Annotated in this window: 23 protein-coding genes; 3 read left to right on the top strand and 20 right to left on the bottom strand. The window is 46.7% G+C overall.

All coding sequences use genetic code 11. The features are described 5' to 3' along the window. Window positions 1-298: 298 nt before the first annotated feature. From CZ379_RS21590 to CZ379_RS21645, 12 genes are all read right to left on the bottom strand, one after another. Window positions 299-1,201, bottom strand: coding sequence for an EamA family transporter (locus CZ379_RS21590; RefSeq protein ID WP_199925722.1), 903 nt, complete (start codon window positions 1,199-1,201; stop codon window positions 299-301). A 123-nt stretch (window positions 1,202-1,324) separates the two neighbouring features. Further along, a complete protein-coding gene (locus CZ379_RS21595; RefSeq protein ID WP_110933508.1) occupies window positions 1,325-2,161 on the bottom strand; it encodes a sensor histidine kinase in 837 nt (278 codons plus the stop codon). A 72-nt stretch (window positions 2,162-2,233) separates the two neighbouring features. Then, a complete protein-coding gene (locus CZ379_RS21600; protein ID WP_110933509.1) occupies window positions 2,234-2,791 on the bottom strand; it encodes a TlpA family protein disulfide reductase in 558 nt (185 codons plus the stop codon). Next, window positions 2,788-3,528 (bottom strand): ABC transporter ATP-binding protein, encoded by a 741-nt coding sequence (locus CZ379_RS21605; protein WP_110933510.1) that lies wholly within the window; start codon window positions 3,526-3,528, stop codon window positions 2,788-2,790. Before CZ379_RS21605 ends, CZ379_RS21600 begins: the two co-directional genes overlap by 4 nt. Beyond that, on the bottom strand, window positions 3,521-4,342 hold the full coding sequence (locus tag CZ379_RS21610; protein ID WP_110933511.1) for an ABC transporter permease: 822 nt from the start codon (window positions 4,340-4,342) through the stop codon (window positions 3,521-3,523). The genes CZ379_RS21605 and CZ379_RS21610 overlap by 8 nt, the downstream gene beginning before the upstream one ends. A 17-nt stretch (window positions 4,343-4,359) precedes the next feature. Further along, complete coding sequence (locus tag CZ379_RS21615; RefSeq protein WP_110933512.1) at window positions 4,360-4,950, bottom strand: nitrous oxide reductase accessory protein NosL; 591 nt, start codon at window positions 4,948-4,950, stop codon at window positions 4,360-4,362. Next, window positions 4,947-6,356 carry a nitrous oxide reductase family maturation protein NosD gene (gene nosD, locus CZ379_RS21620; protein WP_110933513.1) on the bottom strand — a complete coding sequence of 470 codons (1,410 nt, stop codon included), beginning with the start codon at window positions 6,354-6,356 and terminating at the stop codon, window positions 4,947-4,949. The genes CZ379_RS21615 and nosD overlap by 4 nt, the downstream gene beginning before the upstream one ends. A gap of 326 nt (window positions 6,357-6,682) precedes the next feature. Next, a complete protein-coding gene (locus CZ379_RS21625; RefSeq protein WP_110933514.1) occupies window positions 6,683-7,399 on the bottom strand; it encodes a GntR family transcriptional regulator in 717 nt (238 codons plus the stop codon). 9 nt (window positions 7,400-7,408) lie between these two features. Continuing rightward, window positions 7,409-8,425, bottom strand: coding sequence for a sugar kinase (locus CZ379_RS21630; RefSeq protein WP_110933515.1), 1,017 nt, complete (start codon window positions 8,423-8,425; stop codon window positions 7,409-7,411). Further along, complete coding sequence (gene dagF / locus CZ379_RS21635; RefSeq protein WP_110933516.1) at window positions 8,418-9,173, bottom strand: 2-dehydro-3-deoxy-phosphogluconate aldolase; 756 nt, start codon at window positions 9,171-9,173, stop codon at window positions 8,418-8,420. Before dagF ends, CZ379_RS21630 begins: the two co-directional genes overlap by 8 nt. Before the next feature lies 1 nt (window position 9,174). Continuing rightward, window positions 9,175-10,278, bottom strand: coding sequence for a DgaE family pyridoxal phosphate-dependent ammonia lyase (locus CZ379_RS21640; RefSeq protein ID WP_110933517.1), 1,104 nt, complete (start codon window positions 10,276-10,278; stop codon window positions 9,175-9,177). Continuing rightward, window positions 10,244-11,356 (bottom strand): amidohydrolase/deacetylase family metallohydrolase, encoded by a 1,113-nt coding sequence (locus tag CZ379_RS21645; protein WP_110934498.1) that lies wholly within the window; start codon window positions 11,354-11,356, stop codon window positions 10,244-10,246. Before CZ379_RS21645 ends, CZ379_RS21640 begins: the two co-directional genes overlap by 35 nt. Window positions 11,357-11,690: 334 nt before the next feature. Between CZ379_RS21645 and CZ379_RS21650 the strand changes: the two genes are divergently transcribed. Next, window positions 11,691-12,434 carry a CAP domain-containing protein gene (locus CZ379_RS21650; RefSeq protein WP_110933518.1) on the top strand — a complete coding sequence of 248 codons (744 nt, stop codon included), beginning with the start codon at window positions 11,691-11,693 and terminating at the stop codon, window positions 12,432-12,434. Window positions 12,435-12,531: 97 nt separating this feature from the next. Here the strand turns inward: CZ379_RS21650 and CZ379_RS21655 are convergent, their stop codons facing one another. The 5 genes from CZ379_RS21655 to CZ379_RS21680 all read right to left on the bottom strand — a co-directional run bounded on the left by CZ379_RS21655 (window position 12,532) and on the right by CZ379_RS21680 (window position 17,472). Continuing rightward, window positions 12,532-13,905: a sensor histidine kinase gene (locus CZ379_RS21655; RefSeq protein WP_110933519.1), complete on the bottom strand. Its 1,374-nt coding sequence runs from the start codon at window positions 13,903-13,905 to the stop codon at window positions 12,532-12,534. After that, window positions 13,898-14,605, bottom strand: coding sequence for a response regulator transcription factor (locus CZ379_RS21660; protein ID WP_110933520.1), 708 nt, complete (start codon window positions 14,603-14,605; stop codon window positions 13,898-13,900). Before CZ379_RS21660 ends, CZ379_RS21655 begins: the two co-directional genes overlap by 8 nt. 38 nt (window positions 14,606-14,643) lie before the next feature. Further along, window positions 14,644-14,904: an FAD/FMN-containing dehydrogenase gene (locus CZ379_RS21665; RefSeq protein WP_110933521.1), complete on the bottom strand. Its 261-nt coding sequence runs from the start codon at window positions 14,902-14,904 to the stop codon at window positions 14,644-14,646. 512 nt (window positions 14,905-15,416) lie between these two features. Then, window positions 15,417-16,109 carry a PadR family transcriptional regulator gene (locus CZ379_RS21675; RefSeq protein WP_110933522.1) on the bottom strand — a complete coding sequence of 231 codons (693 nt, stop codon included), beginning with the start codon at window positions 16,107-16,109 and terminating at the stop codon, window positions 15,417-15,419. Between the two features lie 181 nt (window positions 16,110-16,290). Next, window positions 16,291-17,472, bottom strand: a complete 1,182-nt coding sequence (locus CZ379_RS21680; protein ID WP_110933523.1) for an MFS transporter — start codon at window positions 17,470-17,472, stop codon at window positions 16,291-16,293. A 578-nt stretch (window positions 17,473-18,050) separates the two neighbouring features. Between CZ379_RS21680 and CZ379_RS21690 the strand changes: the two genes are divergently transcribed. Next, entirely contained in the window at window positions 18,051-18,647 is a 597-nt protein-coding gene (locus tag CZ379_RS21690) for a protein kinase family protein (protein ID WP_110933525.1), read from the top strand. 96 nt (window positions 18,648-18,743) lie between these two features. Here the strand turns inward: CZ379_RS21690 and CZ379_RS21695 are convergent, their stop codons facing one another. Both CZ379_RS21695 and CZ379_RS21700 read right to left on the bottom strand, forming a co-directional pair. Next, complete coding sequence (locus CZ379_RS21695; RefSeq protein WP_110933526.1) at window positions 18,744-20,039, bottom strand: arsenic transporter; 1,296 nt, start codon at window positions 20,037-20,039, stop codon at window positions 18,744-18,746. 109 nt (window positions 20,040-20,148) lie between these two features. Further along, window positions 20,149-20,472, bottom strand: coding sequence for an ArsR/SmtB family transcription factor (locus CZ379_RS21700; RefSeq protein ID WP_110933527.1), 324 nt, complete (start codon window positions 20,470-20,472; stop codon window positions 20,149-20,151). A gap of 169 nt (window positions 20,473-20,641) precedes the next feature. Here CZ379_RS21700 and CZ379_RS21705 point away from each other — a divergent pair, with 169 nt between their 5' ends. Beyond that, window positions 20,642-21,241, top strand: a complete 600-nt coding sequence (locus CZ379_RS21705; RefSeq protein WP_234404974.1) for a cupin domain-containing protein — start codon at window positions 20,642-20,644, stop codon at window positions 21,239-21,241. Between the two features lie 176 nt (window positions 21,242-21,417). On the opposite strand, the gene CZ379_RS21710 is transcribed toward CZ379_RS21705, so the two are convergent. Then, window positions 21,418-23,202 (bottom strand): copper amine oxidase N-terminal domain-containing protein, encoded by a 1,785-nt coding sequence (locus CZ379_RS21710; RefSeq protein ID WP_199925724.1) that lies wholly within the window; start codon window positions 23,200-23,202, stop codon window positions 21,418-21,420. Window positions 23,203-23,206 lie beyond the last annotated feature (4 nt).

Raw genomic sequence — 23,206 nt, forward strand, 5'->3', positions numbered from 1 at the left:
GGTGAAATCAGATCGGTTCGCTCGACTTTCCAAGCTATGTAATTAAACGCGTTGAGTCCTCCTTTTCCATTTTTCTTGCTAGGCATAATAGCCTGGTATGCATATTCTGCACCGTACAGCACTTGGCGGTAAGCCAGCAGCCCCTCCACTATTCGCGAAGGGGCGCTGCATTAACGCAATATTATAGATGAACTAGACGAAATAGGCAACTATTACCAGAGTGCTACTTAAGCCTTAACTTAAATCTCGCTTCATCCCCTTATCGGATTTCATCGTTCTTCTCCATTCACGGCTCTTCTCATCCTAATTCCGAAGGATGCAAATGGGATTTGGAGCGGAATGAAGCCATTTGCGGGATAGCTATGCCGACAAGCACGACGACAATTCCAAACCATTGCAGGGGGGAGACATGCTCATGCAGTACGATCACGGACACGATGACCGCTGCAGGCAGCTCCGCTGCGCCAAGAATCGTACCTAGCCCCGGCCCTACCTTTGGTATAGCAATAGCAAAGAAGATGACCGGAATAATAATACCAAGCAATCCCAAAGGTATGCCATATTTCCATAACCCATTCGCGATAGAACCATCGAATAGGATCGAGGGGGTAAATGCGATTATCGATAGTACAAACGCACTGCTGACCATCACGAATGTTCTCGATAAAACCGGAACCTCCGTCGCAATATTTCCGCTTAAATATATATACAGTGCAAAAGAAACCGCGGACAATAACCCAAAAATAACGCCGCTCAACGTCCAGCCGCCACTGGTATTCTCCAATACACCGCCCGCGAGCAGCGTACCTATAATCAATACTGCGAGAGAAATCAGCTTCACCTTACTCGGAAACTTCCGCTGCATAACGGCTTCCAAAATTACGCCGATCCACGTGAATTGGAATAACAGCAATACAGCAAGCGAAGCCGGCAATTGCTCCACTGCATGTCCGTATAAAATGCTCGTCGAAATCATCGGGATACCCGCGAGCATCAGATGCTTGATATGCCGCCATCCGATGCGGACACGTGAAAATAATAACATAAGAATGAGTAAAAATCCCCAGCCAAATAAATATTGTCCCCCCAGAACCTGCTGAATGGTAAAGCCATCGGCCAGCCCCAGCTTGACGACTGTTGACAGGGTGCCGTAGCTGCAAGCACCGAGAAAGACAAGCGCAGAATATTTAAGCATGTTCATAATTGTTCTGTTCCCCCTTGATGTAGTCAGCAACTTTAATATTGTACTATATTAAAACAAGCCCAATAAAGGGGTTTTTATATATAGCGAATGAAAACAAGCAGCTCTTCCCGAGACGCCTCTTCATCCTGTATGCCGAAACTCTACGATTGTATAGTTATTCTCTGAAGCAATCCGAAAGTTCCAATTCATCTCTTTCGCTCGTTCCTGCATGATCAGCAGGCCATAGCTCTCTTCCAATTGAGTTGGATCCTCCTTGAAACCTATGCCGTTATCCTTGATCTCTACGACCCAGCCTGACTGGTTGTTCATCGTCCCGCCTTTGATCCATCCCTTTGTGGCCTGAGCATGCTTCTGAATGTTAACGACCGCTTCCCGTATGCTGGACAGAAGCTCTACCTTTTCCTTCGGACTCAACAGCTCGTCAGGTATGCTCCAGTCGACCACAATCGGCACGAGAACCTCCTCGGCAATTTGCCTTACTTTCTCGTCCATAGTTTCTCTATATAGCAGCTGCGTTTCGGATTCGGCCGCATACCTTAAGTTTGCAATCGCCTGGCGAACGTATCGGTTGACCTCATGCACCGTTTTACGAATTTGAAAAATATCCTTATCATACTTCGCCTGATCCGATGTAAATTCCAAACGATCGACTTTAACAGATAACAGGAACACGGATTGGGCAATGCCGTCATGCAGCTCTTTGGCCAAGTGCTCCCTCGCTTCTAGCGCTACTTTCGCGGCTCGTTCCGCTTGAAGCTCCTGCTGTATTTTCTCCAGCATCTGAAATAGCCTGTTCAGCAATGTTACGCTTACTAGGTATACTAGAACCGGAGTCAGCCAGTTGCCCAAGTCCATCGAAATATATGGAAGCAGGAACTGATGCCGGACGTACTCCCATATTCCAACAACGATCGTCGGGATGAACAGAATCATCCATTTGATTTGTTTATAAGTCACGGAAGGTACCCTCTCTCGCTTTGCAGCCATTGATATTCTTTATAACATAAAGCAGATGATCAAAGCTTGGCTTTAATCATCTGCTGCAGCTTGAATGTGGGTTTGCAGCTGTTCGCTGCTCGTAATTTCGCCAACGATGGATTGATGGAGATTGCCCTTTTTATCAATAATATAAGTAACCGGCAGGCCGACAATCCCGTATAACCCAGCCACTTTCCCTGTCACGTCAATCATGACCGGAAATTCAAAATGATGCTCAGTCAAAAATTCATTCACGGTTGCTTTGGATTCTCCCGCATTCACAAACAAGGTAGCTACATCCGATTGGTTCGACAGGTACACCTCATTGATGAGCGGCATCTCCTTCACGCAAGGCTCACACCAGGAAGCCCAGAAGTTAAGAACAACCACTTTTCCTCGATAGTCGGATAGCGCAACCTGATCTCCATGCGTGTTCGTAACTTCAAAGTTCGGTGCAGCCGCCCCAATTGCTAGTCTTGCTTTCTGCTCCGCGCGCTCCCCCTGATTGGACGTAACGATAATCCATATGACAGCGCCGATAGCAAATAAAGCTAGTCCCAGCGTAATTACTGAGCTTGTACGTAGTCCTTTATTTTCCGGTTTATTCATTTCAACTCACCTGCCGTAGAGGTTATTCCTAAGCTCTGCTGAAACGCCGCCTGAAGCGGGTAAGCGCCGTACTGCTGGCGGAAATGCTCCACCGTCCCCTCGCCATAATTTCGACCGTTATTCAAAAAGACAACGTAGTCGGCGATCTCCTCGGCAATCTCCAATTGGTGCGTGGAAAATAAGACCGTATGACCTTCGCGCCGAATATTTTGCAATAAACGAACAAATTCACTCATCCAATAAGGATCAAGCCCATTTGTGGGCTCATCCATAATTAACAACGGCGGCTTCCCCAGCATAGCCTGAGCAAACAAAATGCGCTGCCGCATGCCTTTGGAAAAAGTGTGCACCTGCTTGTTTCGCTTGTCCCTCAAACCTACGATTTCCAACACTTCGTCAACCCGACTCTGAGGAACGCGGCGCAATGCTGCCCAGAAAGACAATGCTTCCGCGGCCGTCAGACCGTGCGAGAACTGAAAATCGTCCGGCATATAACCGATCTGTTGGGAGAACTGCTTTCTATCTTTTTTCCATTGTAGCTGATTTACGGTAATTTCCCCGCTCGTGGGTTGAAGGATTCCGGCAATCATGCGCAAAACCGTACTTTTCCCGGCGCCGTTCCCCCCGCAAAGGCCAACGATGCTGCCTGCCTCGATATTCAAATTGATATTCTCGACGAGCTTCTGCTTCTTAATCACCTTATCGACACCGATTACCTGCACGAATGGATCAGCCACGAGATCGTCCCCTTTCCCAGATCCAATATACCCCCGTTATAGAGATACCGATCCAAGCCAAGCATACTATAAAAAACAGCAAGCTGCCTCCCGGCTGCTGAATCCAGGTCACCCACTCATAATATTCCGGCCCGAGCACTGAACCTCCGCCAAGCTTAATTACAACAAAGAGCCGCACGAGCTCCGCCGGATTCAAGAATGTTAAAGCGACCAGCAGCGGCTTAATCCATAAATAAGGCAGCATGCCTAGTATAGAAATAAGAAGCGTCGTCCAGCCGATCACGGCAAAAAACCAGATCATAACGGAGAACGTCAATGCCTGCCAACGATTTTTGGATAGGGAGCCGACAAATAAGGCGATAGCCAGAAACAACAGCACTAAGCCGCAGGAGAAGGCAAGGAACAGCAAATAAGAACTAAGTTCAAATGCTGTGCCCGTAAAAACAGAAATCAAGCCCATCAAACCATAGCCGAATGAGACAATGATTAATAAAACGACGGAAAGGCCTACATATTTTCCAATAATAAAAGGCATGGTGCCGAGCGGATACGTCGATAATAGCTGCCAGCTTCCCTCCTCCTTCTCCCCCGTTAAGGAAAAGGAGCCGAGAAACAAAGTCATCAGCGGAAGCAAGTATAAAATCAGGTTCAGCATGGAACCCGTAATTGCGGAATAGCCGCTGACGGCATTTTGAGAATTAACGAGCAGCAAGCTTATGCTGAATACCGAGAACAGAATGAGAAAAGAATAGGCCCACGGATTGCGGAGCCCAATCTTAATTTCTCTTTTTGCTACTTGAAGCATATCAGTCATCTTTTTTTCCTCATTTTCTATTGCTGGTTTGCGTCATCGCTAGCGTCGTGATGCATCTCATGAGTCCCCTCATGTTCATCTTCGTGATGATCATCCCCAGGCGCATCCTCATGATCTCCATGACCTCCGTGCTCATGATCATGCTTCATATCCTGGTTCTGCTCCCAAGCATGGCTCGCAAGCTCATCGGAACTTAACACTTGGCCTATACCCTGCTCTGCGACAAAAGCTTCTGCCGCTGCTTTATCTTTAAAGCTGACAACGCCATAGGCCATCGGAGTACGGAGTGAGGCGTCGTATACATAAGTTGCTTTGCTAACCTCGATCCACTCCTTGTCGTTGTAGTCACGTACATAGTCCTTGCCGATATCATCAGTACCGTTCTCATTCTTCCATACATACATACAGCCTAGATCGTCAAATTTCAAACTTTTGCCGTCCTTCGTCACGATTTGCGTAGCAAAGGCATCATCCTTCACCTGCATATTGCAAACAACACAGACGTCTACATCTTCATTAATTGCCTGTGCCGCATACTTATCCTGACCGCAGCCTGCCAACAAAGTAAATGTAAGCATAATAATCAAAGCTAATGACCATTTTTTCATGATTTGGATACCCCCGAATAAAGTATAGTTATAATTGCTGTAGCAAGCAGCATCGTTGCGATAATCAAAATAAACGTTTGATCGGAAATGACCGTTTTAGCCTCCGCATCACCAGATGGCAATGGCAGCATGTCCGATGCCGCATTCAGCTTCATTTGTGGCGCGCTATCCATCGCCCAGCTTTTCTCTTCATCGGTGATCATCTCGCTTAGGAACGTCATGCCTGGCGACTGAAAGAACAACTGAAAGGCCGGAGTCTTCGCGACCAGCTCTTGATAAAAAGGGTTTATTGCATACGGGATATCGCTTATTCCATCATTATCCATATCCAACCCCTGCGCGGAATCCCAGTAGTTTCCCTTCATCTCATTCTCTCTGCTATCGGTCGCTTCTGCTTCAATCACATTAGATATGAAGTCGTTGCCCTCGATCCTGTTGCCTTCAGCTTGCTTGAATTGAATGCCGATGAAGTTTCTTATCACTGAATTCTCTTTCACTTGATTATCCTTCGACAATTCAATGTATATCCCCACTCTATTGCCCTCAACAAAATTTCTCTCGATGGCTGAATTTTGCACATCAAATAACAGAATCCCTTGCGAATTGGCATTCTGGCTCTGCTTCGCGAAAGAATTGTCCGTTACCTGCACGTTTCTTACGCCCATAATCATTGCACCCGTTACGTTGAACTCGCCCTGATTGTTATGGACTCGTGTATCTTTTACATACATGCAGTGGATGCCGTAGCGCGAGCCGTACAACCGATTATTCTCTACATTTTGCCCATTGCTGTTCTCCAGATAAATGCCGTCCCGCATGCCAGCGATCGTATTCTCCTCAATGCGATTGTCGTGTGAATTATACAGATCGATGCCGTTTCCCTTCTGTCCGAGTTTTGTATCGGCTTCACCTTCTGCACGCAGCCAAGAGATTTCATTGTTCCGAATCAGAGCATGATCTGCATCGCGCAGCAAAATGCCGAAGCCGACAGTTTTGATTCTCAGCTCCTCAAGAACAACGTTATCCCCATCCACTGCAATCGCGGCAGTCTCTTCTCCAGCCGCACTCTGTAAAATATTCACTCCCCGAACTATAACATCGGACGCTTCAATTCGAATGGCCGCTTTTGGCATCTCGTTATAGATAATCGCCGTCTTTCCGCCTTCAATCGTTAGTTTCTTAGTTAGGACGGCCGGGCCTGCATATTTTTCTTCAGTCAGTACAAGAGTGTCTCCCGGATTTGCTTCGTCAATCAATCGCTGTAGGGAGGGGATGTCGGAAGCTGATCCTGGATCCTCTGCCGCAGACTCTGCAAATATTGGAGAAGCAGCAGCACCTGCCCATGCTAGATTTAGCAGCATTGCCGCAGTAAGGACAAGAAATGCAACCACTCCTTTGCGTCTCATAAGCTTATTTCTGATGCCCCCTTTTTTTATTACTTAGCCCAGACGAATTATTCATTTAACATGATAAGCTATAACATTTCTCACTAACATAGCCCATTAGAGTCCCTTTTTTCAGAATCAGGCATGATTTTATGTCATTTTTATGACATTATCCCTAATATCTATCTTCACGATTTGAGGTTCCTGCATTAAAACATCTAATTATTACAATTATTGCTTGATGAAGAGCTTCTTGTTGATAGCGCATTCAACATCATAGGAAAAGGCTGCCCCAGCGGTAGTACACCGCATGCTAGGGGCAGCCCTTCAGATGAAGAAAATCCAGATTAGACATCATAATTCACGATATAATTTTGCAGTTCCGTATTGTAATATCCTACGCTAAACTCCCTTACCTTGCCGTGTTCATCGTAGGAATAACGAGACCGTTTCAGCAGGGGCAATCCCTTGCTCCCGAGCTGCAAAATATCTTCCGCTTCCGGTGGTGGAACAGCCACCGAGAACTCGTCTCGCAGCCTGTCCAGAGAAATACTTTGCTCCTGGAGCAGATCGTACAAGGATCTGGCATTTAAATCAGAAAGTTGCAAGTCGTCAATAATCATTGCCAAATAATGCGTATAGTAAATGTAGGGCTGATCATCAAGATAATACACTCGTTCCAGCCTTAAACATTGATCTCCAAATAGCAGATGCAGTTCCGTCCCTGCTTCATTGCGCCTCATTTCTGCACGCAGCCACTGCTTGTTGATCCGATGTCCCTCTTCCACCAAAATCTCTGTGAAGTGCTTCCACTTCGATAGTTTGGAGGCGGCCTTGTTGCGGATCACCTTAGTTCCTTTTCCGCTGCCTCTTTCAAGATATCCTTCTAGGACAAGCTCTTGAATCGCACCTCTAACGGTAATTTTGCTTACGGAAAACTCCTGCTCCAATTGCGGCTCAGAAGGGATATTCTCCCCTAAGGGATAAACACCGTGCAGGATCCGATCCTTCAAAATATCCCTGATTTGCAAGTATAAGGGTTTATCCTTTCTGGACAGGCTCACTTCAATCCACTACCTTTCTACGTCGCGAGCAGATTCCGTCATGGCCCGCAATATTTCCTCTTCAGTTGCCATAGGGGTATCGCCGGACACCGTGTGGGCAAGCATGCCTGCCGTCGCCGCAAACGCGACCGTCTTCTCAGGCAGGTAGCCTTCCAGTTCGCCATGAACGATTCCGCTTGTAAATGCATCCCCGGCACCTATTCTATCATAGACGGCGAACGTCAGCATATCTGAAAAAGTAAAGCTCTGATCCTTGTACAGATAGCCGCGCAAGGAATGCGAATTATCGTTGTGGATCCGGCGGTGTGTACCCGCTATGACCGAGATTTGATATTGCTCGGCAATGATTGGAATCAGCTCCCTAAGCTGCTCTTCGCGCTGCTCCTTCTGCGTGCTCATGCCTAAGGTGTGGATCGCGTCCTTCTCGTTCATCATCACGATGTCCGCCAGCCGCAGCATCTCCTCATAATGCGGCTTCGCCTTGTCATACCCACCCTCGCCCCACAGAGACGGACGGTAATTGCAATCGAAAATAACAAGACCACTCTGCCGCTTCACCGCACGGGCCAATGCTTGCATATGCTGCCTGACGCCGTCGTTCATTGCCAGAGTAATTCCACAGAAATGTACTGCATCAATTCCCCGGGCAATATCGTCATAAGGATACACACCCTCAGGTGCTGTATTGAAGCTGCTCTCCAGGCGGTTGCTATAGGTCACCCGGCTAGGCCTAGCGCCAAAGCCGTTCTCAAGGAAGTACATGCCGATATAATTTCCGCCTTTTTGAATAAAGGGCGTAGAGATGCCCAGCTTACGCAAATAAGCTGCAGCAGCCTCACCTAACGGATTGACCGGCAAGCGGGAGATCAGGCTCCCCGTGTGGCCGAACCGCGCCAACGCCGAGGCGACGTTCACGCCGGTGCCGGAAAAGGTATAGTGCAGTGTGTTCCCCTGCGACAGAAGCTCATACCCCGGCACTTGCAGACGCATCATGACCTCGCCAAACGCTGCTATCCGCTTAGGCATACGAATCAGCCAGCCTTTTCATGATTGACAGCAAATCGCGCATGTCTTGGACATTCGTTTTTCCCGATTGCTTATCAATTATCGAAGAATATACGTGAGGGATGACCTGCGGCACCCCTGCGTCCAGGGCAATTCGCAAGATAGCCTCAAAATTGTCCATATCAATGCCGCCTGTCGGTTCGAGGGCAAAGCTCTCTTCGGCACACGCTTTAGCAACGGCACGATACTCATCTTCACGGCTCAGTCCTTGCATCGGGAAATACTTCAGGGCATTTCCCCCCATATCCCGAACGAGTGAAATTGCCGATTGAATCGATATGATCGCTGGCTCGCTCCCCGCGGCACTGATCGGACCCGTTGAAATATTCACATAGCCCGGATGCCCCGATGGCGATACCAGGCTATTAATCCAGCTATCCTTCTCCCCAAGGTTGGCTCGGGTAGCACCTACGGCTGGAAACACCTGATTGATATGGCTTCCGGGATAATACTTGGCGATTTCCGCTACGACGGCCGCCTGGCGATTATCGCCAGCGCCTAGTCCGATCGATACAGCTTCATCGATTTCCCGGCCATACTGCTTCATGGCAGCAACAGCTTCTTCCACCGTCGCATAATCTTTGGATAGTACGCCGACCAGTACATATCCTTCCGCGGCCTCGAATACTTCCTTGGCATTTTCAACGTCCTTGGCCAGAACATTTAATGCGACTCTGCCTTTATAAAATCGTTTGGCGATCTGTGACATACTAACGTCCTCCTGTCAATTCCCGTATTTTGGCTTCAATAACGATAATGTCATCTCCAAGGAGCGGACGCGGGTCAATATCGAAATACCCCTGCCGCACACCGTAATCCCGTGTATATATAGCAATCTCGCCGTTCTGCAATCCCTCCGCCACTTCTTTAGCAGAGACGCCCGTCTTCTCAGAATCGATGTGTATGCGCCCACGATAAATCGCCCGCCCCGCTTCATCCTGTACAATGGCAACATGAACTCCCGAGATATTATTTAATGGCATGAGCGCTTGTAACGCCGCCTTCTCCTGCTCGCTCTTGTCTTCCTTGACCATATATTCATCCAACGCCTGAAGCAAACCAAAGGTCGTTTCTTTGCCTACCTTCATGCTGCGCCCGATTCCGTGCAATTGTACTTTGAGCCATTCTATAAAGGTTCGTTTACCGGCGACGATTCCGGAGGTTGGGCCTTCAATTGCTTTGGAGCCGCTGTAAATTGCCAGGTCGGAGCATTTCACATATTTCTGGAGATCTTCTTCCGCTGCCGCATCCACGATGAGCGGTATTCCACTGCGCTGGGCGACCTCCCACGCTTCCTCCGCTGAGATCATATTTTTTTGCACGGCATGATGTGATTTTACGTAGAGGATCGCGGCGGTATTATCGGATATTGCCTCCTCGATATGTTCTGCCCGGCCTTCATTGGCATAGCCCACCTCCAGCAGTTTTCCGCCGCCTAAAGATACCATCGTTTCTACAGGAGCTCCGTACTGCACATTATGTCCTTTCAGAATGATGATTTCATTCTTGAGAATCGCATCCTGATGCAAGCGCTCACTGCGGCGACGATTCCCCTGAGTCACCACAGCCGCCACCGATAGGGCAATTCCGCTGGATGCGGAGTTGACGACCACCGCTGCTTCCGATCCGAGTATTCGCGCGATATGATCCCCTGCCTTATCGACCAGATCCGCGATCTCGACGTAGCTTTGCCCTCCTTGCTTCATCGCCTCCATGACCGTATCAGTCGGCGCGGACACCCCCAGGATGCTCATTCGCCCGCTGGCATTAATGACCCGCTTAAGCCCGTACTTCGCATTCAATGTATTCCCCACCTGTAACCACTCCTTTAGCTTTAATAAGACGGTTCGCCAATCTCCGCTCGCCTTCCGAATCGATTAGCTCAGCCTGCTCGTCGTCCAGCGTAAATAGCGTCAGGTTAGCGTCATCTCCCACCTGAATCCGGCCCAGCTCCGGTTTGTCTAGCCAGTCAGCCGCATGGCGGGTAACCGCATCGATCGTCTCTTCCAGCGAATAACCCAGACTAAGAAATTTGCTTAAAACGTTGGCCATGCTGTAAACCGGGCCATTCAGCCGATTCCCCCGGTAAATATCGGTGCTGATCGTATGAAGACCAATCCCATGCCGCATGGCCGCTTCGGCCACCTTAAAGGAGAAGCTTGCCGTGCCATGTCCAACATCTAGATGAACGCCTCTCTCTATCGCATCGGTCAATACTTGCAGCGGATGATCTTCCTCATCAAATAAATTGTTCGTCTTTCCGTTAAGATAATGCGTAATGATATCTTTTCGCTGCAAAAGTGGAATTACCTCTCGAATATCCGGGGGACCCGAACCGATGTGCACCATTAGCGGGAGTCCCGTGTCGTCCGACAACTCCCTGGCTATGCAAAGCGGCTTCAAGCCGCTTTCGCCGACAACGCTCCTACTGATCCGCGCTTTTAACCCTACGATGAAATCCCCGCAGGACTGAATCTTCCGTTTGATCTGCTCCTTATCGATCCATTCCAGCCAGGACAATTCATCTACTCTTAACAACCCGATGCGCGAAATGTTCAAAAAAGCAAAAACCCTCGTCTTAGTCTGCTCGCTATCGGCCAGCAGATCGGCAATTCGATCCGCACCGCAACTTCCGGCATCGATAATCGTTGTCACTCCCTGCTTCACGCCGATCTCATCGATCTCGTCCCCATAGGGATCGAACTCAGGAAAGGCATGAACATGCATATCGATCCAGCCACTCGATACATAAGCGCCTGTCACGTTCACCAGCGGCTGTCCGCTTCCTTTTCCGGCTTCGGTTATTTCGGCGATTTTTCCATTCTCAATGACGATATCTATCTTCTCGCCGTTCACCCTTTTTACATCACGGAGTACGAACCTTTCGTTCAATCCTTGTATTTCGCCTTTCAAAGCCCCTGCTCTACCTCTCCCTATTTCCGTTTCAACACTATCATCCAATACTACCACCCGCTCCCCATCGAAACATTATAATGTTTAAAATAACATGCATACGCCAGAAAGTAAACATAACGTTATAATGTTTATATCTGGCGTTCCCTCTGCATCCGACGGTTCGCCCTCCTCTATCCATAACTTACCTCCCCTATTTCTCTTTAATGCATGTTAGAATGAGGTTGCGCAAAATTACAAAATTGTAACTATTGTCGTATTCAGTCTATCATGTTTTCAAAAACTCATAGAATGATTTGGAGGGAATTTAATCATGAAAAACAAGCAACTAAAATCAATAATAACAGGCAGCATAGCAACGGCTGTACTTGCTGCAGGACTTATATTGCCATCTGGCACAAAAGCAGAAGCAGCTTCAACTCCGTCTAGTGATTGGCAAAAGCAAGTTCAACAAATTTGGTTGAAATGGAGCTGGAATGAATCTTTTGACAATGTAAAATGGTATATTCCTAGCCTGCCTGCGCCAGGGAATCAGACTGAGACACCGCAAGCGCCGCAGAAGGAAACACCGACTGCGCCTAGTCAAAAGCCGACTACTCCAAGCCAGAAACCATCAACTGACAATGGAACGACTACGGCACCAACTACACCAAGCAAGGACAACAATACAAGCGGACAAACAGACGAAGCTTCCTTTGCCGCGCAGGTAGTTGATCTGGTGAACAAAGAGCGCAGCAAGGCAGGCCTGAAGCCGCTTGCGACGCAAGACGATCTAACCAAAGTGGCTGTTGCCAAAGCAGCGGATATGCGCCAAAATGGATATTTTGACCATCAATCGCCTACGTACGGCTCTCCATTTGATATGATGAAGCAATTTGGAGTTTCCTACAGCTATGCCGGTGAAAATATCGCCAAAGGCCAACGCACGCCTGCCGAAGTCATGAACGCTTGGATGAACAGCGAAGGACACCGCCAAAACATTATGAGCGCCAACTTTACGAACATTGGCGTAGCTTACGACAACGGTTACTGGGTTCAAGAGTTCATTGGAAAATAATATAGCTCATTCTTAAGAACCTAGGCCCCTTGTGGGCCTAGGTTCTTAAAGTTATTTTTGACTATGTTGGGTAAAAAATTACTAACCCGCGGCTTTCTCATTTAGGAAAACAAATGTCAAAACGAGTACCCTCACCGGGCTTGCTCTTAATGGAAATACTTCCCCCATGTGCTTCAACGATGGCCTTAACGATCGCTAGTCCAATTCCTGCCCCCCCTGTTTTGCGATTACGAGATTTGTCACCACGGTAAAAACGTTCAAAAATATACGGCAGTTCCTCAGCCTCAATGCCGGGTCCTGTGTCCGTAATCATGACCAAAGCTTGATCCGAGTTTTCCAGCATTTCAATGGAAATCTGGCCCTCATTCGTATATTTATACGCATTCTCTAGAAGATTGGCAAAAACTTGGGTTAAACGTCCAGCGTCACCGGATATATACAGCTTATCCTGCTCTTTAATAACAAGCTCAATTGGCTTCCCCTCAAATTGTCCTTTAATGGAGTTCACCGAAATCTTAATGATCTCGTTTAAACAAAGCCTTTCACGCTGCAGCTTCACCATCGGATTTTCTACACGCGTCAAACTTTCTAAATCTTGAATAAGCTTGACTAAACGCATCACTTGCTCATGGCAGATCTCCAGCTTTTCTGAACTCACTTCCCAGATCCCATCCTGAAAGGCTTCAATGTGACTTTGAATCGTTGTTAGCGGCGTACGCAATTCATGCGCAATATCAGCGGTCAAGTGCTTGCGCAATTTGTCCTGCTGCTGTAGCGAATCGGCCAGATGATTAAGAGCAAGCCCCACCTCCTCGATTTCGGTTTGTCGGCTAGAGATCGGAACCCGCGAGGATAAGTTTCCTTCCTTCATTTGAGCAGCGATCTGCCTAATGCGAACTAAAGGCCTGCTTAGACTGTTTGACATTAAAATACTAAACACAGTCACACCAGCGATGACAGCAACAAGTGCCCACCCGAGCAAAGTATTGAACAGCTTCAGGAACTGACGATTTTGCGTTTCGAAGCTGCCTGCGATCCCGATGATTTCAAGGCTGCCTATTTTTTCACCATTTTTTATAATATCTCGTGTCACGACATGATCAGCTTCAGATTCACTCACTTTCCCGTGCATTCCCTTAGAAGCCGAGCCATGCATCATCCTCCCCATGTTCTCGGTATCCCAAATGATATTCCCCGCTGCATCATAGATTCTAATATCATAATTACGCAGCATGGCCTGATGGGATATCGACATCAGGTTATTCATTCTCCACTGTCCTGAATTAACATTATAGGAGCCTTTCAAATCCTCTAGGATGGTATTAGCCTCTGCTTCATACTGATGTTGTACGTACTTGCCGAATGAAAAAGACATCGCGAAATAAACAAGCAGCATAATTGTCAGGAGCGAACCGAGACTTACGCCAATATGGGAAAAAAGAAGTTTTCTACGCAGCCCCCTGCTATTCATCCGAATCCACCTGGAACTTATAGCCTATGCCGTATACGGTGGCAATAAAGGTTGGAGTTTTGGGATCATCTCCGATTTTTTGGCGAATGTTCTTGATGTGGACATCTATGGTACGATCCATGCCTTCAAAATCGTCTCCTTGGATAAGATTAACCAGCTCGGAGCGTCCAAATACCCGCTTGGGGTACTTGGCCAGAATTTCCAATAATTTAAATTCAATTGGTGTTAAGGATACCGCGGTTCCTCCGAGTTTCACCTCGTACCGCTCCGGATCGATGCTCAGGAAGCTTTTATTGAATGACATCGTTTTTCCCCGATCCGTGTTTTCCGAGTTCTTCGTTCTTCTTAACAAGCTCATCACTCTCGCCATCAGCTCCCGAGGACTAAACGGCTTGACCAGATAATCATCCGCGCCGATCTGCAGACCGTACACCAAATCATCCTCGCTGCTTTTAGCGGTTAACATCAGAATGGGAACCTCCGATGTTCTGCGAATCGTTTGGCAAACTTCTTCCCCCGAAATGTCCGGCAGCATCAAATCCAGAATAATGAGGCTTAGCTTCAGATTTTTAAACATCTGAAGCGCTCCTTTTCCCGATTCGGCTTCATAAACGCAGTATTCATTTTTCTCCAAATACGCTTTAATAACTTGACGAAGACTAGGCTCATCATCGACAATTAAAATTTTGATTCGATCCATCGTTCAACCTCATTGTTATATCTTTGACAAAGATCAATTTAAAAGCCCATCATGCCGCCACGCATTTGCGCATTGTTGTTCATCATTCGCTGCGGGCCATTTCCGCCATGACAGTTATTATACATCTCTTCGATTTGTTTATCCGAAAAATTAGGATGCATTTGCCTTGCATAAGGCAGCATTTGTTCAAAGAATTTGAAGCGGCTATCCGCATCATTATTGGTGTTTGCAGCATATGCCGCTGTCCCAATTCCCATGACTATAGCTGCTGTAGCGATTCCGATCCAAATTTTCTTCATTATTATCTCCTCCTTACAAAACAATATAAACTACAATTATGAAGAACTGATTTATATATTGTGTATAAGTTGTTAAGTCCATTTCATAAAAAAAAAAGCCTTGATGCCGAATTCCTGTCAAGGCTTTAAGATAGACTAATAACCATTCTATTCGCTTAATAATATCCGCTTAATGACTTCGCCGTCAAAATCTTTAACGCAGAACTCACCGTTCTCCGCTATCGGCGGCCCAAATACGAAAGCTATTCTTGTTTCAAACCTTCCTTTACGGCCTTCACTTCATACATATTGACAGTCGTACTAATAATGTAATCCGGCGCCGGTTTGCCTCTATTTTGCCGATGTCACTGGATATGAACGTCGCTTTTCTCCCAATTTTTCCATTCCTCCAGCGATCTCCACCGAATCATGACGCCGACCTCTTTGTGCTCTGCGAATGACGATACAATTCCGCATAACAGGTATCATTCGCCCTTCAAGCGCCTGATCATTTGATCCACGCCTACGTCTGCTTATTTACTATTCTCGCTGGTTCGCTGAGATTCGGTTCCATCATTGCTTCTGACTGGAACAGAAGCCAGATTTTCAGTTAAGCTGGCTTGAAGTTTAGCCATGAGGTCTTGAAACTGCCCGGCTTGCTTGGAAGAGGGATTCTCTTTTGCCGCTTCGGAGGCTCTTGCCATCAAATAAACGACATCCGACCATTCCTTCATCAGGCTGCGCAAAACATGCTTCCCATGTCCGCCGCCATGCGGCCGGTGCCGCCCGCGGTGTTCCCAGCGGTTCTCTGCCTGTTCCGTGTCTTCTGCACCTCTCTGTTCACGAAGATACGCTAATCCCTCATTCGTAATATGGTACAGCTTCTTGCCGCCCTTCTCGCTGCTGCCTATTAACTGCATGTCCTCAAGCCACTGCAAATTCGGATAAACAGAACCGGGGCTTGGCGTATACAAACCGCCCGTTTTCTCTTCCATCGTCTTAATCAACTGATACCCGTGCATCGGTTCAGTGGCCAGCAGTTCAAGCAGTGCAAATTTAAATTTCCCGCGCTCAAAAAAGCGCTTGCCTTCCCCCCGTCCTTTAAAGCCTTCGCGTCCGCCGCCATGGCGATGCCTCAGGAATAACTCCTGGTAAATTTCTTCCTTGTTATATCTGCCGTGTCCATGTTGATTCCCTGACCAAGCACCATAATGATGAAACTTCATCCCATTCTCACTCCTCAATACGATATATCGTTATAATATAGCGATATATCGTATTGGTCAATAGCTTTTAGAAAAGAATTACATGTTTTGTAAATATAATAAACCGGAGGCTTTGGTGATCCAAAGCCTCCGGTTAGCTAATCTCGGCGTATGCTGCGGTATAGTGTACAGTGAAGCTGCGTCAATTCGTTTCAGACGAAAGACCAGCGTCGTTTTGCGGGCACAGCCCTTTATTTTTTAACAAGTGCTTTACAAAGAAAATGAACAACAACAAGGAAAACGCGACCGAAGCAGCGCTAACCGTAAACAATACCTGGTAGCTGGTATGCTGGGATATCCAGCCTAACACGATAGCGCCCAGCCCAATGCCAAGATCGGTAGCGGTTAACAAGGACGCATTGGCTCCCCCTCTCCGTTCTGGATGGGCCAGACGGATCGTTGCCGCTTGCAGCGTCGGCTGTGCTGAGCCAAAACCAATACCGTATAAAACAGCCGATGTCAGCATGCCGAATAGTCCGGCCGAGAAACTGAGCACCATCAATGCCAGAATCGTAATCATTAGAGACGGAATAATGACAAATGCCTCACCATGACGATCCGATAGTTTTCCTGCGATAGGGCGAATTAAAAATAGGGTCACGGCATAAACGAGAAAGAATGTACCGGAATTGACCTTGACCGAACTGGCAAGCAGCGGAACAAAGGTCGTAATGCCTCCGTAAGCAATCGTCAGGAAAAAAACAGCAGCGGTGACAGGCAGGACGGATTTTTCGAAGAGCTCGATTCTCGTAGTCCTCTTTTGCGGCTGGAACGGGATTTTAGCGCCAAATGTAAACAGCAGCGCTGCGACGGAAAGACCCACGGCGGACAGAAATAGGGCGCTATACGATAGATGCTGTACAACCCAGATGCCGAAGAGCGGAGCGATCGCCATAGCGAGAGTCATGGCTGTGCCAAACCAGCCCATTCCCTCCCCGCGGCGGGTAGCGGGGATCATATCCGTAGCGGCCGTAAAAAGTGCCGTCGTAGATACGGCCCAGCTCATCCCGTGCACGATGCGAATCCATATTAAGACGGCGATGCCGCCGATCCAATCGTACATATACATCGCCAAGGCGAAGAGGATCAGTCCCCAAATGATAAAGGGACGCCTTCCGAACCGATCCAACAGCACGCCGACGATCGGACGGAAAATAACGGCAGACAGCATAAACGCCCCCGTTACCATGCCAACCTGCGCTTCGTCGCCGCCCAGCTCTTTGATAAACAGCGGCAGCGTTGGAAGCAGCAAATAAAATCCAGTGAACAGAAGCAGCGTTCCAACCGTCATAAAAATAAACGACTTCGTCCAAAGACGCTCCACGCTTCATCCCTCCCTAGTAAGAAGCTATTCTGCCGGTATTCTCAGCATTCTTTCTTTTTCAAGCACAGTCTGCTTGTATCCCACTCCAAGTCAAGCGAAGAAAATAAAGTTCCCTCAAGAGACCGTTAAAATCAACGAATCTACCTCGTCCATTGAACCACTCTTTAAATCGTATTTTAGCATAAATTAATAGTAAGAAATGAGAGGGATAAGCCGAAGTTATGGATGATCGATCAAGCCAATGTGTTTAACGGCCCCCTTTGGAACGCTGAAATGTTGCTAAACAAGATAAACAATTACAAGGCTTACTGGGGAACCCTTTATCAACGCTTCGTTCCTTTTATTGATGGTACGCACCCTTTTCGCGAAGCGCTATCCAAGCTGCATTCCTTGACACGGGATGACTTATTTCATGCTGCCAGCAATATTCCAAGAGAGTGGGGCGTATCCGAACAAGATGTAATCACCTTGGTAAATTATATGGAGCATCGGCGAAATGCTATGAATTCTTTGATTCAATCCATAATATATAATTTCCCTGTCTGGTATAGACATTACAAGTATCATGGGGGGGCAATATGAATAACTTCGATAGGATTATTGTTTTTCCAGGGACTCATATGGCAGGTGTCCCGTATCAAATCGGTCATCATAACCCGACTGAGCTTCCTTATATTGGTGCAGGTGCTCAAGGAGCAGTATTTCAAATTTCTGCCCAGCAATGCGTAAAAATCTTTGTAAATGAATCAGATGCTGAGACCGAAGCCAAGGCTCTTCTTGCGGCTGCTTCCGCTTCCTTTATTCCGTTGGTCTATGAGGTCGGCAGAAATTACATCGTGATGGAATACTTCAGCGGGCCTGGGTTAAAAGCATTTCTCACCAACAGGTCAGATTTTCCAGACTTTATCGCCGAACAGCTAGTATTAATAATCCAAGAGATGAGACGGATACAGTTCACTCGTATCGATACCGCGTTACGGCATGTCTATGTAACTCCTGAAAATACATTAAAGGTCATCGATCATGTGAATTCATATCGGACAGTACAACCCTATCCTCAGCGTATGCTGAAAAGCTTGTCCAATATCGGTTGTCTGCAGCCTTTTCTCACTTATGTAAGTCATCAGCATCCAGAGCTTTATTTCGAATGGAGTCAAGCGCAAATCATCCCATAGAATAGTATTTGGTTATAGAAAAAGAGATTTTAGCTCTTTCGCACATGAGCTAAAATCTCTTTCTCTCTCTGTTTCATTCCCTCCTTTTTCGCAAAATTAAAGTATGGTTAACCAAATATATAATCCTAAGAGGGTTATAAATAAAGTTGGAATTGTTAGGATAATCCCCGTCTTGAAATACGTACCCCAGTTGATTTTCACACCCTTTGTGGACAGCACATGAAGCCATAGCAGGGTTGCCAATGAACCAATCGGTGTTATTTTAGGGCCTAAATCGGAGCCGATGACATTCGCATAAATTAATGCCTCTCTAATAACCGCTGATGTATTTGTAGCCTCGATGGCTAGTGCATCAATCATGACTGTCGGCATATTGTTCATCATGGATGAGATCAGGGCAGCAATGAAACCCATCCCCATCGTTGCGGCAAACAAGCCTTGATCGGCAATTTTTTGAATAATGCTGGCAAGAGCATCGGTCAGCCCCACATTCCGCAAGCCATATACGACGACATACATGCCTATGGAGAATAATACGATAGACCACGGGGCGCCTTTCAGCACTTCCTTCGTTTGTACGGTTGGACTTCTCCTTGACAGCAGCATAAATATTATCGCTATAACTCCCGCCACAATAGACACGGGGATCCCTATAAACTCACACATAAAATAACCTATGAATAGAGCGCCCAGCACCAGCCAAGAAGCACGAAACATTCTCGGATCTTGGATTGCAGTTGACGGCGGTTTAAGCTGTTTATCATCAAACTTCCTCGGTATGCTTTTACGGAAGAACAAGTACAGCACAAGAATGCTAGACAATAAAGAAAATATATTGGGAACGATCATGCGGCTGGCGTATTGGATGAAGGTAATCCCAAAGAAATCTGCCGATACGATGTTCACCAGGTTACTGACAACAAGCGGAAGCGAAGTCGTATCTGCAATAAAGCCGCTCGCGATGATGAAAGGAAATACCTTCTTCTCATCGAATTGCAGGGCTCGAACCATGGCTAGTACAATCGGCGTCAGGATCAGGGCTGCACCGTCATTCGCAAAGAATGCAGCAACTACAGCACCGAGTACAGATACATAAACAAACATGCGTATACCGCTTCCTTGTGCCGCACTAGCCATATGTAATGCAGCCCATTCGAAGAAACCAATCCTGTCCAAAATCAATGAAATGATAATAATCGCAATAAAGGCCAACGTAGCATTCCAGACAATTTGGGTCACATCCCATACATCCTGAAAATCAACAACTCCAACGAGAAGTGCTACGACTGCCCCTCCGCAAGCTGACCACCCTATCGATAGATTTCTAGGTTGCCAAATAATTAAAACTAATGTAACAATAAAAATTAAGCTGGCTAGAACTACGGATGACAAAGTACAACCTCCCAATGAGCAAGCAAGAATTAAAAGAATTGCTATATAATTATATGCTTATATAAAGGATTAAAAAGTGTAAGTATCGCATTTCTATACTTAAATATCTCTATTCACAGACGCAATTGATCTCTTTATTCAACGCTGAAAGAATCTCCTTGGAGCTTGGCATTTCCTTTAGCACGTTATTAATATACGGCTTATCCTCTACATTCAAGGAATAATAAACCCATTGGCCGCGCCGCTCCTCATTTACAATCCCCTGCGTTTTTAACTTTCTTAAGTGCTGGCTGATAGCCGGTTGGGACATATCAAAAATATCGACAAACTCGCAAACGCACCATTCTCTCTCCTTAAGGAGTGTTAGCATGGTAAGTCTAGTTTTATCACCAAGTAGTTTGAGTTTATCGGCAGCATCAATCAATTTCTCCATTAGATCCCGTCCCTTTCTTTAGAATATTAAAACAATAAATATATAAGTATATAACATTATGCTTATATATTATTTAAAGTTTCGCACAATTTCAAGTGTCTTTATCCCAAGCACTTAATTAGAAATTGGGCATATGATGGGTAATAAAACTTTTGGAGGGCTTCTCAAAATGCGTTATTCATCTGGTTCTTATCCTCGCTCAGTGTATCCTTATCCAATGTATGCTTATCCCCAACAACCGTTGTACCCTCATCCTTATTTCCAATATACCAACACACCTTTGTATTATTTTAATCATGTACCTAGAAACCATCAACAATGCTACGCACAGCCGTCGATGCAAACAGATTCTCGGAATGATGGAGGAAACAAAGATTACGGGCCAAATCCATTTGTAGTCAATATTGAACAGGCTACTGAAAAAAACAACAATTACCGAACCGCTTTATGGACTGGGAATCATCTCCAATTGACCGTAATGAGCATTAATGTGGGGGATGACATCGGACTAGAGGTTCATCCAACAACCGACCAATTCATACGCATCGAAGAAGGCCAGGGCGTTGTTCAAATGGGGGACAGCAAGGATAATTTGGATTTCGTCAGAAATGTTTATGAAGACTATGCGATTGTTGTCCCTGCCGGCAAGTGGCATAATGTAAAAAATACGGGGAACAAGCCGCTCAAAGTATATGTGATTTATGCACCGCCCGAGCACCCGCACGGTACAGTACACAAAACTAAAAAAGATGCCATGGCTTCCTCGTAGAAGAAATCTGCGCCTTTGTACCGTTCCATCTACATCAGTGCTATTCGTAATTTCGCCGTTGAAGTCAAATCCAAGTGAGACAATATTGATTAAGGTTTGCTTCGGAAGCCTAGTGATCAGGCTTCGAAGCAAACCCTTTTTTAGATGCTGCGGCAATGTAATCGTGAAGATCAAACTTAGTTTCTCACCTCAGGCAGCGGCAAGAACAGAAACGTAAATGGCAAATTGCTGCCTGCTGCAGGGGTAATCCATAACTCTACTTTTTCTTCTTGATCACCTGTTCGATAGAGGACACTGGTGCTGTCCTTAGTAGAACCAATGTGCTTAATATGAACGACATCGTTATTCACTCTCGCTGCACCAGAGTAAAGCCCGCCGCGCGGGTTGAAGGTAATCAGCGTATTCGGGGCGACACGGTTAAGAACGATATAATATAGCACGCCGTAATTGCCGGAGTTCGTAGCGTCGGTCAGCTTAATCCCATCTATTCCTCTTTGAAAAGGATCGGTGGTATTGTCGGTTAGCGGCAGCCGCTCCGGCTTTGTCCCTACCAGCTCGTTATATTCGAATATGCGGGCCGAATCCTTGAAAGTACCGCGTATGATCGATTCCTGCGGATCAAGATGGGGCAGGTTGTAGAGCGCCTCCAATGGATCATGGTTTGCCTTGACGATCAGCACCGTATATTGAATGGGGCCATTGCTTACAAGATCGGCATTCAGTGTCACGACATCGCCGTTTGGCACGGCGAATGTACTCAGCTCCGCAAATATGAGCTTTTTTTCTCCCGGCGCAAAGGTCATGCTCTGGCTGGCATTGCCGCTAATCATCGTTTCGAAATATCTTGCTGCGGCCAACCTTCCCGCCACTTCAGGATAATTGCTAGGGCCGGCAAAGCCTAAACCGCCTATGTTGACGCTCGCAGGAGACTCGCCTTTGTTCTCGGCAACGACATAGAATTTCGCTTTTTCTCCAAGGTTGTTCTTATGATGAATCATAAATAGCGTAGTCCCTTCGATCATGTCTTGATATAGGATACCCTCACGATTTACTGTCTCTGGGCCGCTTGCGCGAAACAAAGTATACGGCTCTGTCCGGTATGTATAGGGCAAGGCATCGAAGGACAGCACGGAGTTTCCCTCAATCTCAAAATTACTGCCTATTGGCGTGAACAAGCGATCAAACTCTTCCTTCGTATACAGCTGCTCTGCAGTAATCTCAATCTGCTGCTTGTAAGTGGAGGTTAAGCCATGTTTGTCGGTCACTTGCAGAGTCACCTCGACTACGCCAGGCTCAAAGAAGGCAGGCAGATTATTATCCCATTTACGTTCAACGATAGCCTCCTCATCATCCGTACTCTGATCGTCGTATCGAATGAATTCTCCCATGCGGTATTTATGCTTGTCCGTTGCAAATAAGGCTACAGGAGGTTCATTTTTGCGCTCCGGCTCTGGTTCAGCTTCGGGATCAGATGCGGTCGCGTCAGGGAGCTCAAGAGTTGCTTTGCTTCCCTCCAACGTAATCTTGATCCCGTATATTGCCGAGAAGGATCGCAGCGGAAGCATGAGTACACCTTCATCCATATATGGAGTACCATTCATTGAATACGAGACGCCGTTCACGGTATACGTATTACGATTTGCTTTGAATCTTGCTTCCGATGCATCGCCGCTGCTGACCAGCGCTTCATTCGTATTTTCGTCATATTCGACTTTGTAGCCTAAACGATCCGCTATCGAGCGTAAGCTGACATACGTTACGCCCTGCTTTACCGTTGCGTTGCGAATGGCAGTATACTCCACGCCGCTTTGCTCCATTTTTCGGCTATTTAGATATAAGACCAGTGAACCCGTGTTTCCATCCGGCATCTCATTCGCAAAAGCCGCAGAGCCAGGCATAACAAATGCCGCTTGGAAGGCGGCAATGCTTACAGCTAGAATTGCTTTCTTAATCTTCATCATCGTA

This window comes from Paenibacillus bouchesdurhonensis (assembly GCF_900155685.1).
GTDB classification, from domain to species: Bacteria; Bacillota; Bacilli; order Paenibacillales; family Paenibacillaceae; genus Fontibacillus; species Fontibacillus bouchesdurhonensis.

What these genes read in the sequence shown, in the direction of transcription:
- CZ379_RS21590 (WP_199925722.1), bottom strand. Translation starts at nt 1,201, where the DNA reads ATGAACATGCTTAAATATTCTGCGCTTGTCTTTCTCGGTGCTTGCAGC.
- CZ379_RS21600 (WP_110933509.1), bottom strand. Translation starts at nt 2,791, where the DNA reads ATGAATAAACCGGAAAATAAAGGACTACGTACAAGCTCAGTAATTACG.
- CZ379_RS21610 (WP_110933511.1), bottom strand. Translation starts at nt 4,342, where the DNA reads ATGACTGATATGCTTCAAGTAGCAAAAAGAGAAATTAAGATTGGGCTC.
- CZ379_RS21615 (WP_110933512.1), bottom strand. Translation starts at nt 4,950, where the DNA reads ATGAAAAAATGGTCATTAGCTTTGATTATTATGCTTACATTTACTTTG.
- nosD (WP_110933513.1), bottom strand. Translation starts at nt 6,356, where the DNA reads ATGAGACGCAAAGGAGTGGTTGCATTTCTTGTCCTTACTGCGGCAATG.
- CZ379_RS21630 (WP_110933515.1), bottom strand. Translation starts at nt 8,425, where the DNA reads ATGCCTAAGCGGATAGCAGCGTTTGGCGAGGTCATGATGCGTCTGCAA.
- dagF (WP_110933516.1), bottom strand. Translation starts at nt 9,173, where the DNA reads ATGTCACAGATCGCCAAACGATTTTATAAAGGCAGAGTCGCATTAAAT.
- CZ379_RS21650 (WP_110933518.1), top strand. Translation starts at nt 11,691, where the DNA reads ATGAAAAACAAGCAACTAAAATCAATAATAACAGGCAGCATAGCAACG.
- CZ379_RS21655 (WP_110933519.1), bottom strand. Translation starts at nt 13,905, where the DNA reads ATGAATAGCAGGGGGCTGCGTAGAAAACTTCTTTTTTCCCATATTGGC.
- CZ379_RS21660 (WP_110933520.1), bottom strand. Translation starts at nt 14,605, where the DNA reads ATGGATCGAATCAAAATTTTAATTGTCGATGATGAGCCTAGTCTTCGT.
- CZ379_RS21665 (WP_110933521.1), bottom strand. Translation starts at nt 14,904, where the DNA reads ATGAAGAAAATTTGGATCGGAATCGCTACAGCAGCTATAGTCATGGGA.
- CZ379_RS21675 (WP_110933522.1), bottom strand. Translation starts at nt 16,109, where the DNA reads ATGAAGTTTCATCATTATGGTGCTTGGTCAGGGAATCAACATGGACAC.
- CZ379_RS21690 (WP_110933525.1), top strand. Translation starts at nt 18,051, where the DNA reads ATGAATAACTTCGATAGGATTATTGTTTTTCCAGGGACTCATATGGCA.
- CZ379_RS21700 (WP_110933527.1), bottom strand. Translation starts at nt 20,472, where the DNA reads ATGGAGAAATTGATTGATGCTGCCGATAAACTCAAACTACTTGGTGAT.
- CZ379_RS21705 (WP_234404974.1), top strand. Translation starts at nt 20,642, where the DNA reads ATGCGTTATTCATCTGGTTCTTATCCTCGCTCAGTGTATCCTTATCCA.
- CZ379_RS21710 (WP_199925724.1), bottom strand. Translation starts at nt 23,202, where the DNA reads ATGATGAAGATTAAGAAAGCAATTCTAGCTGTAAGCATTGCCGCCTTC.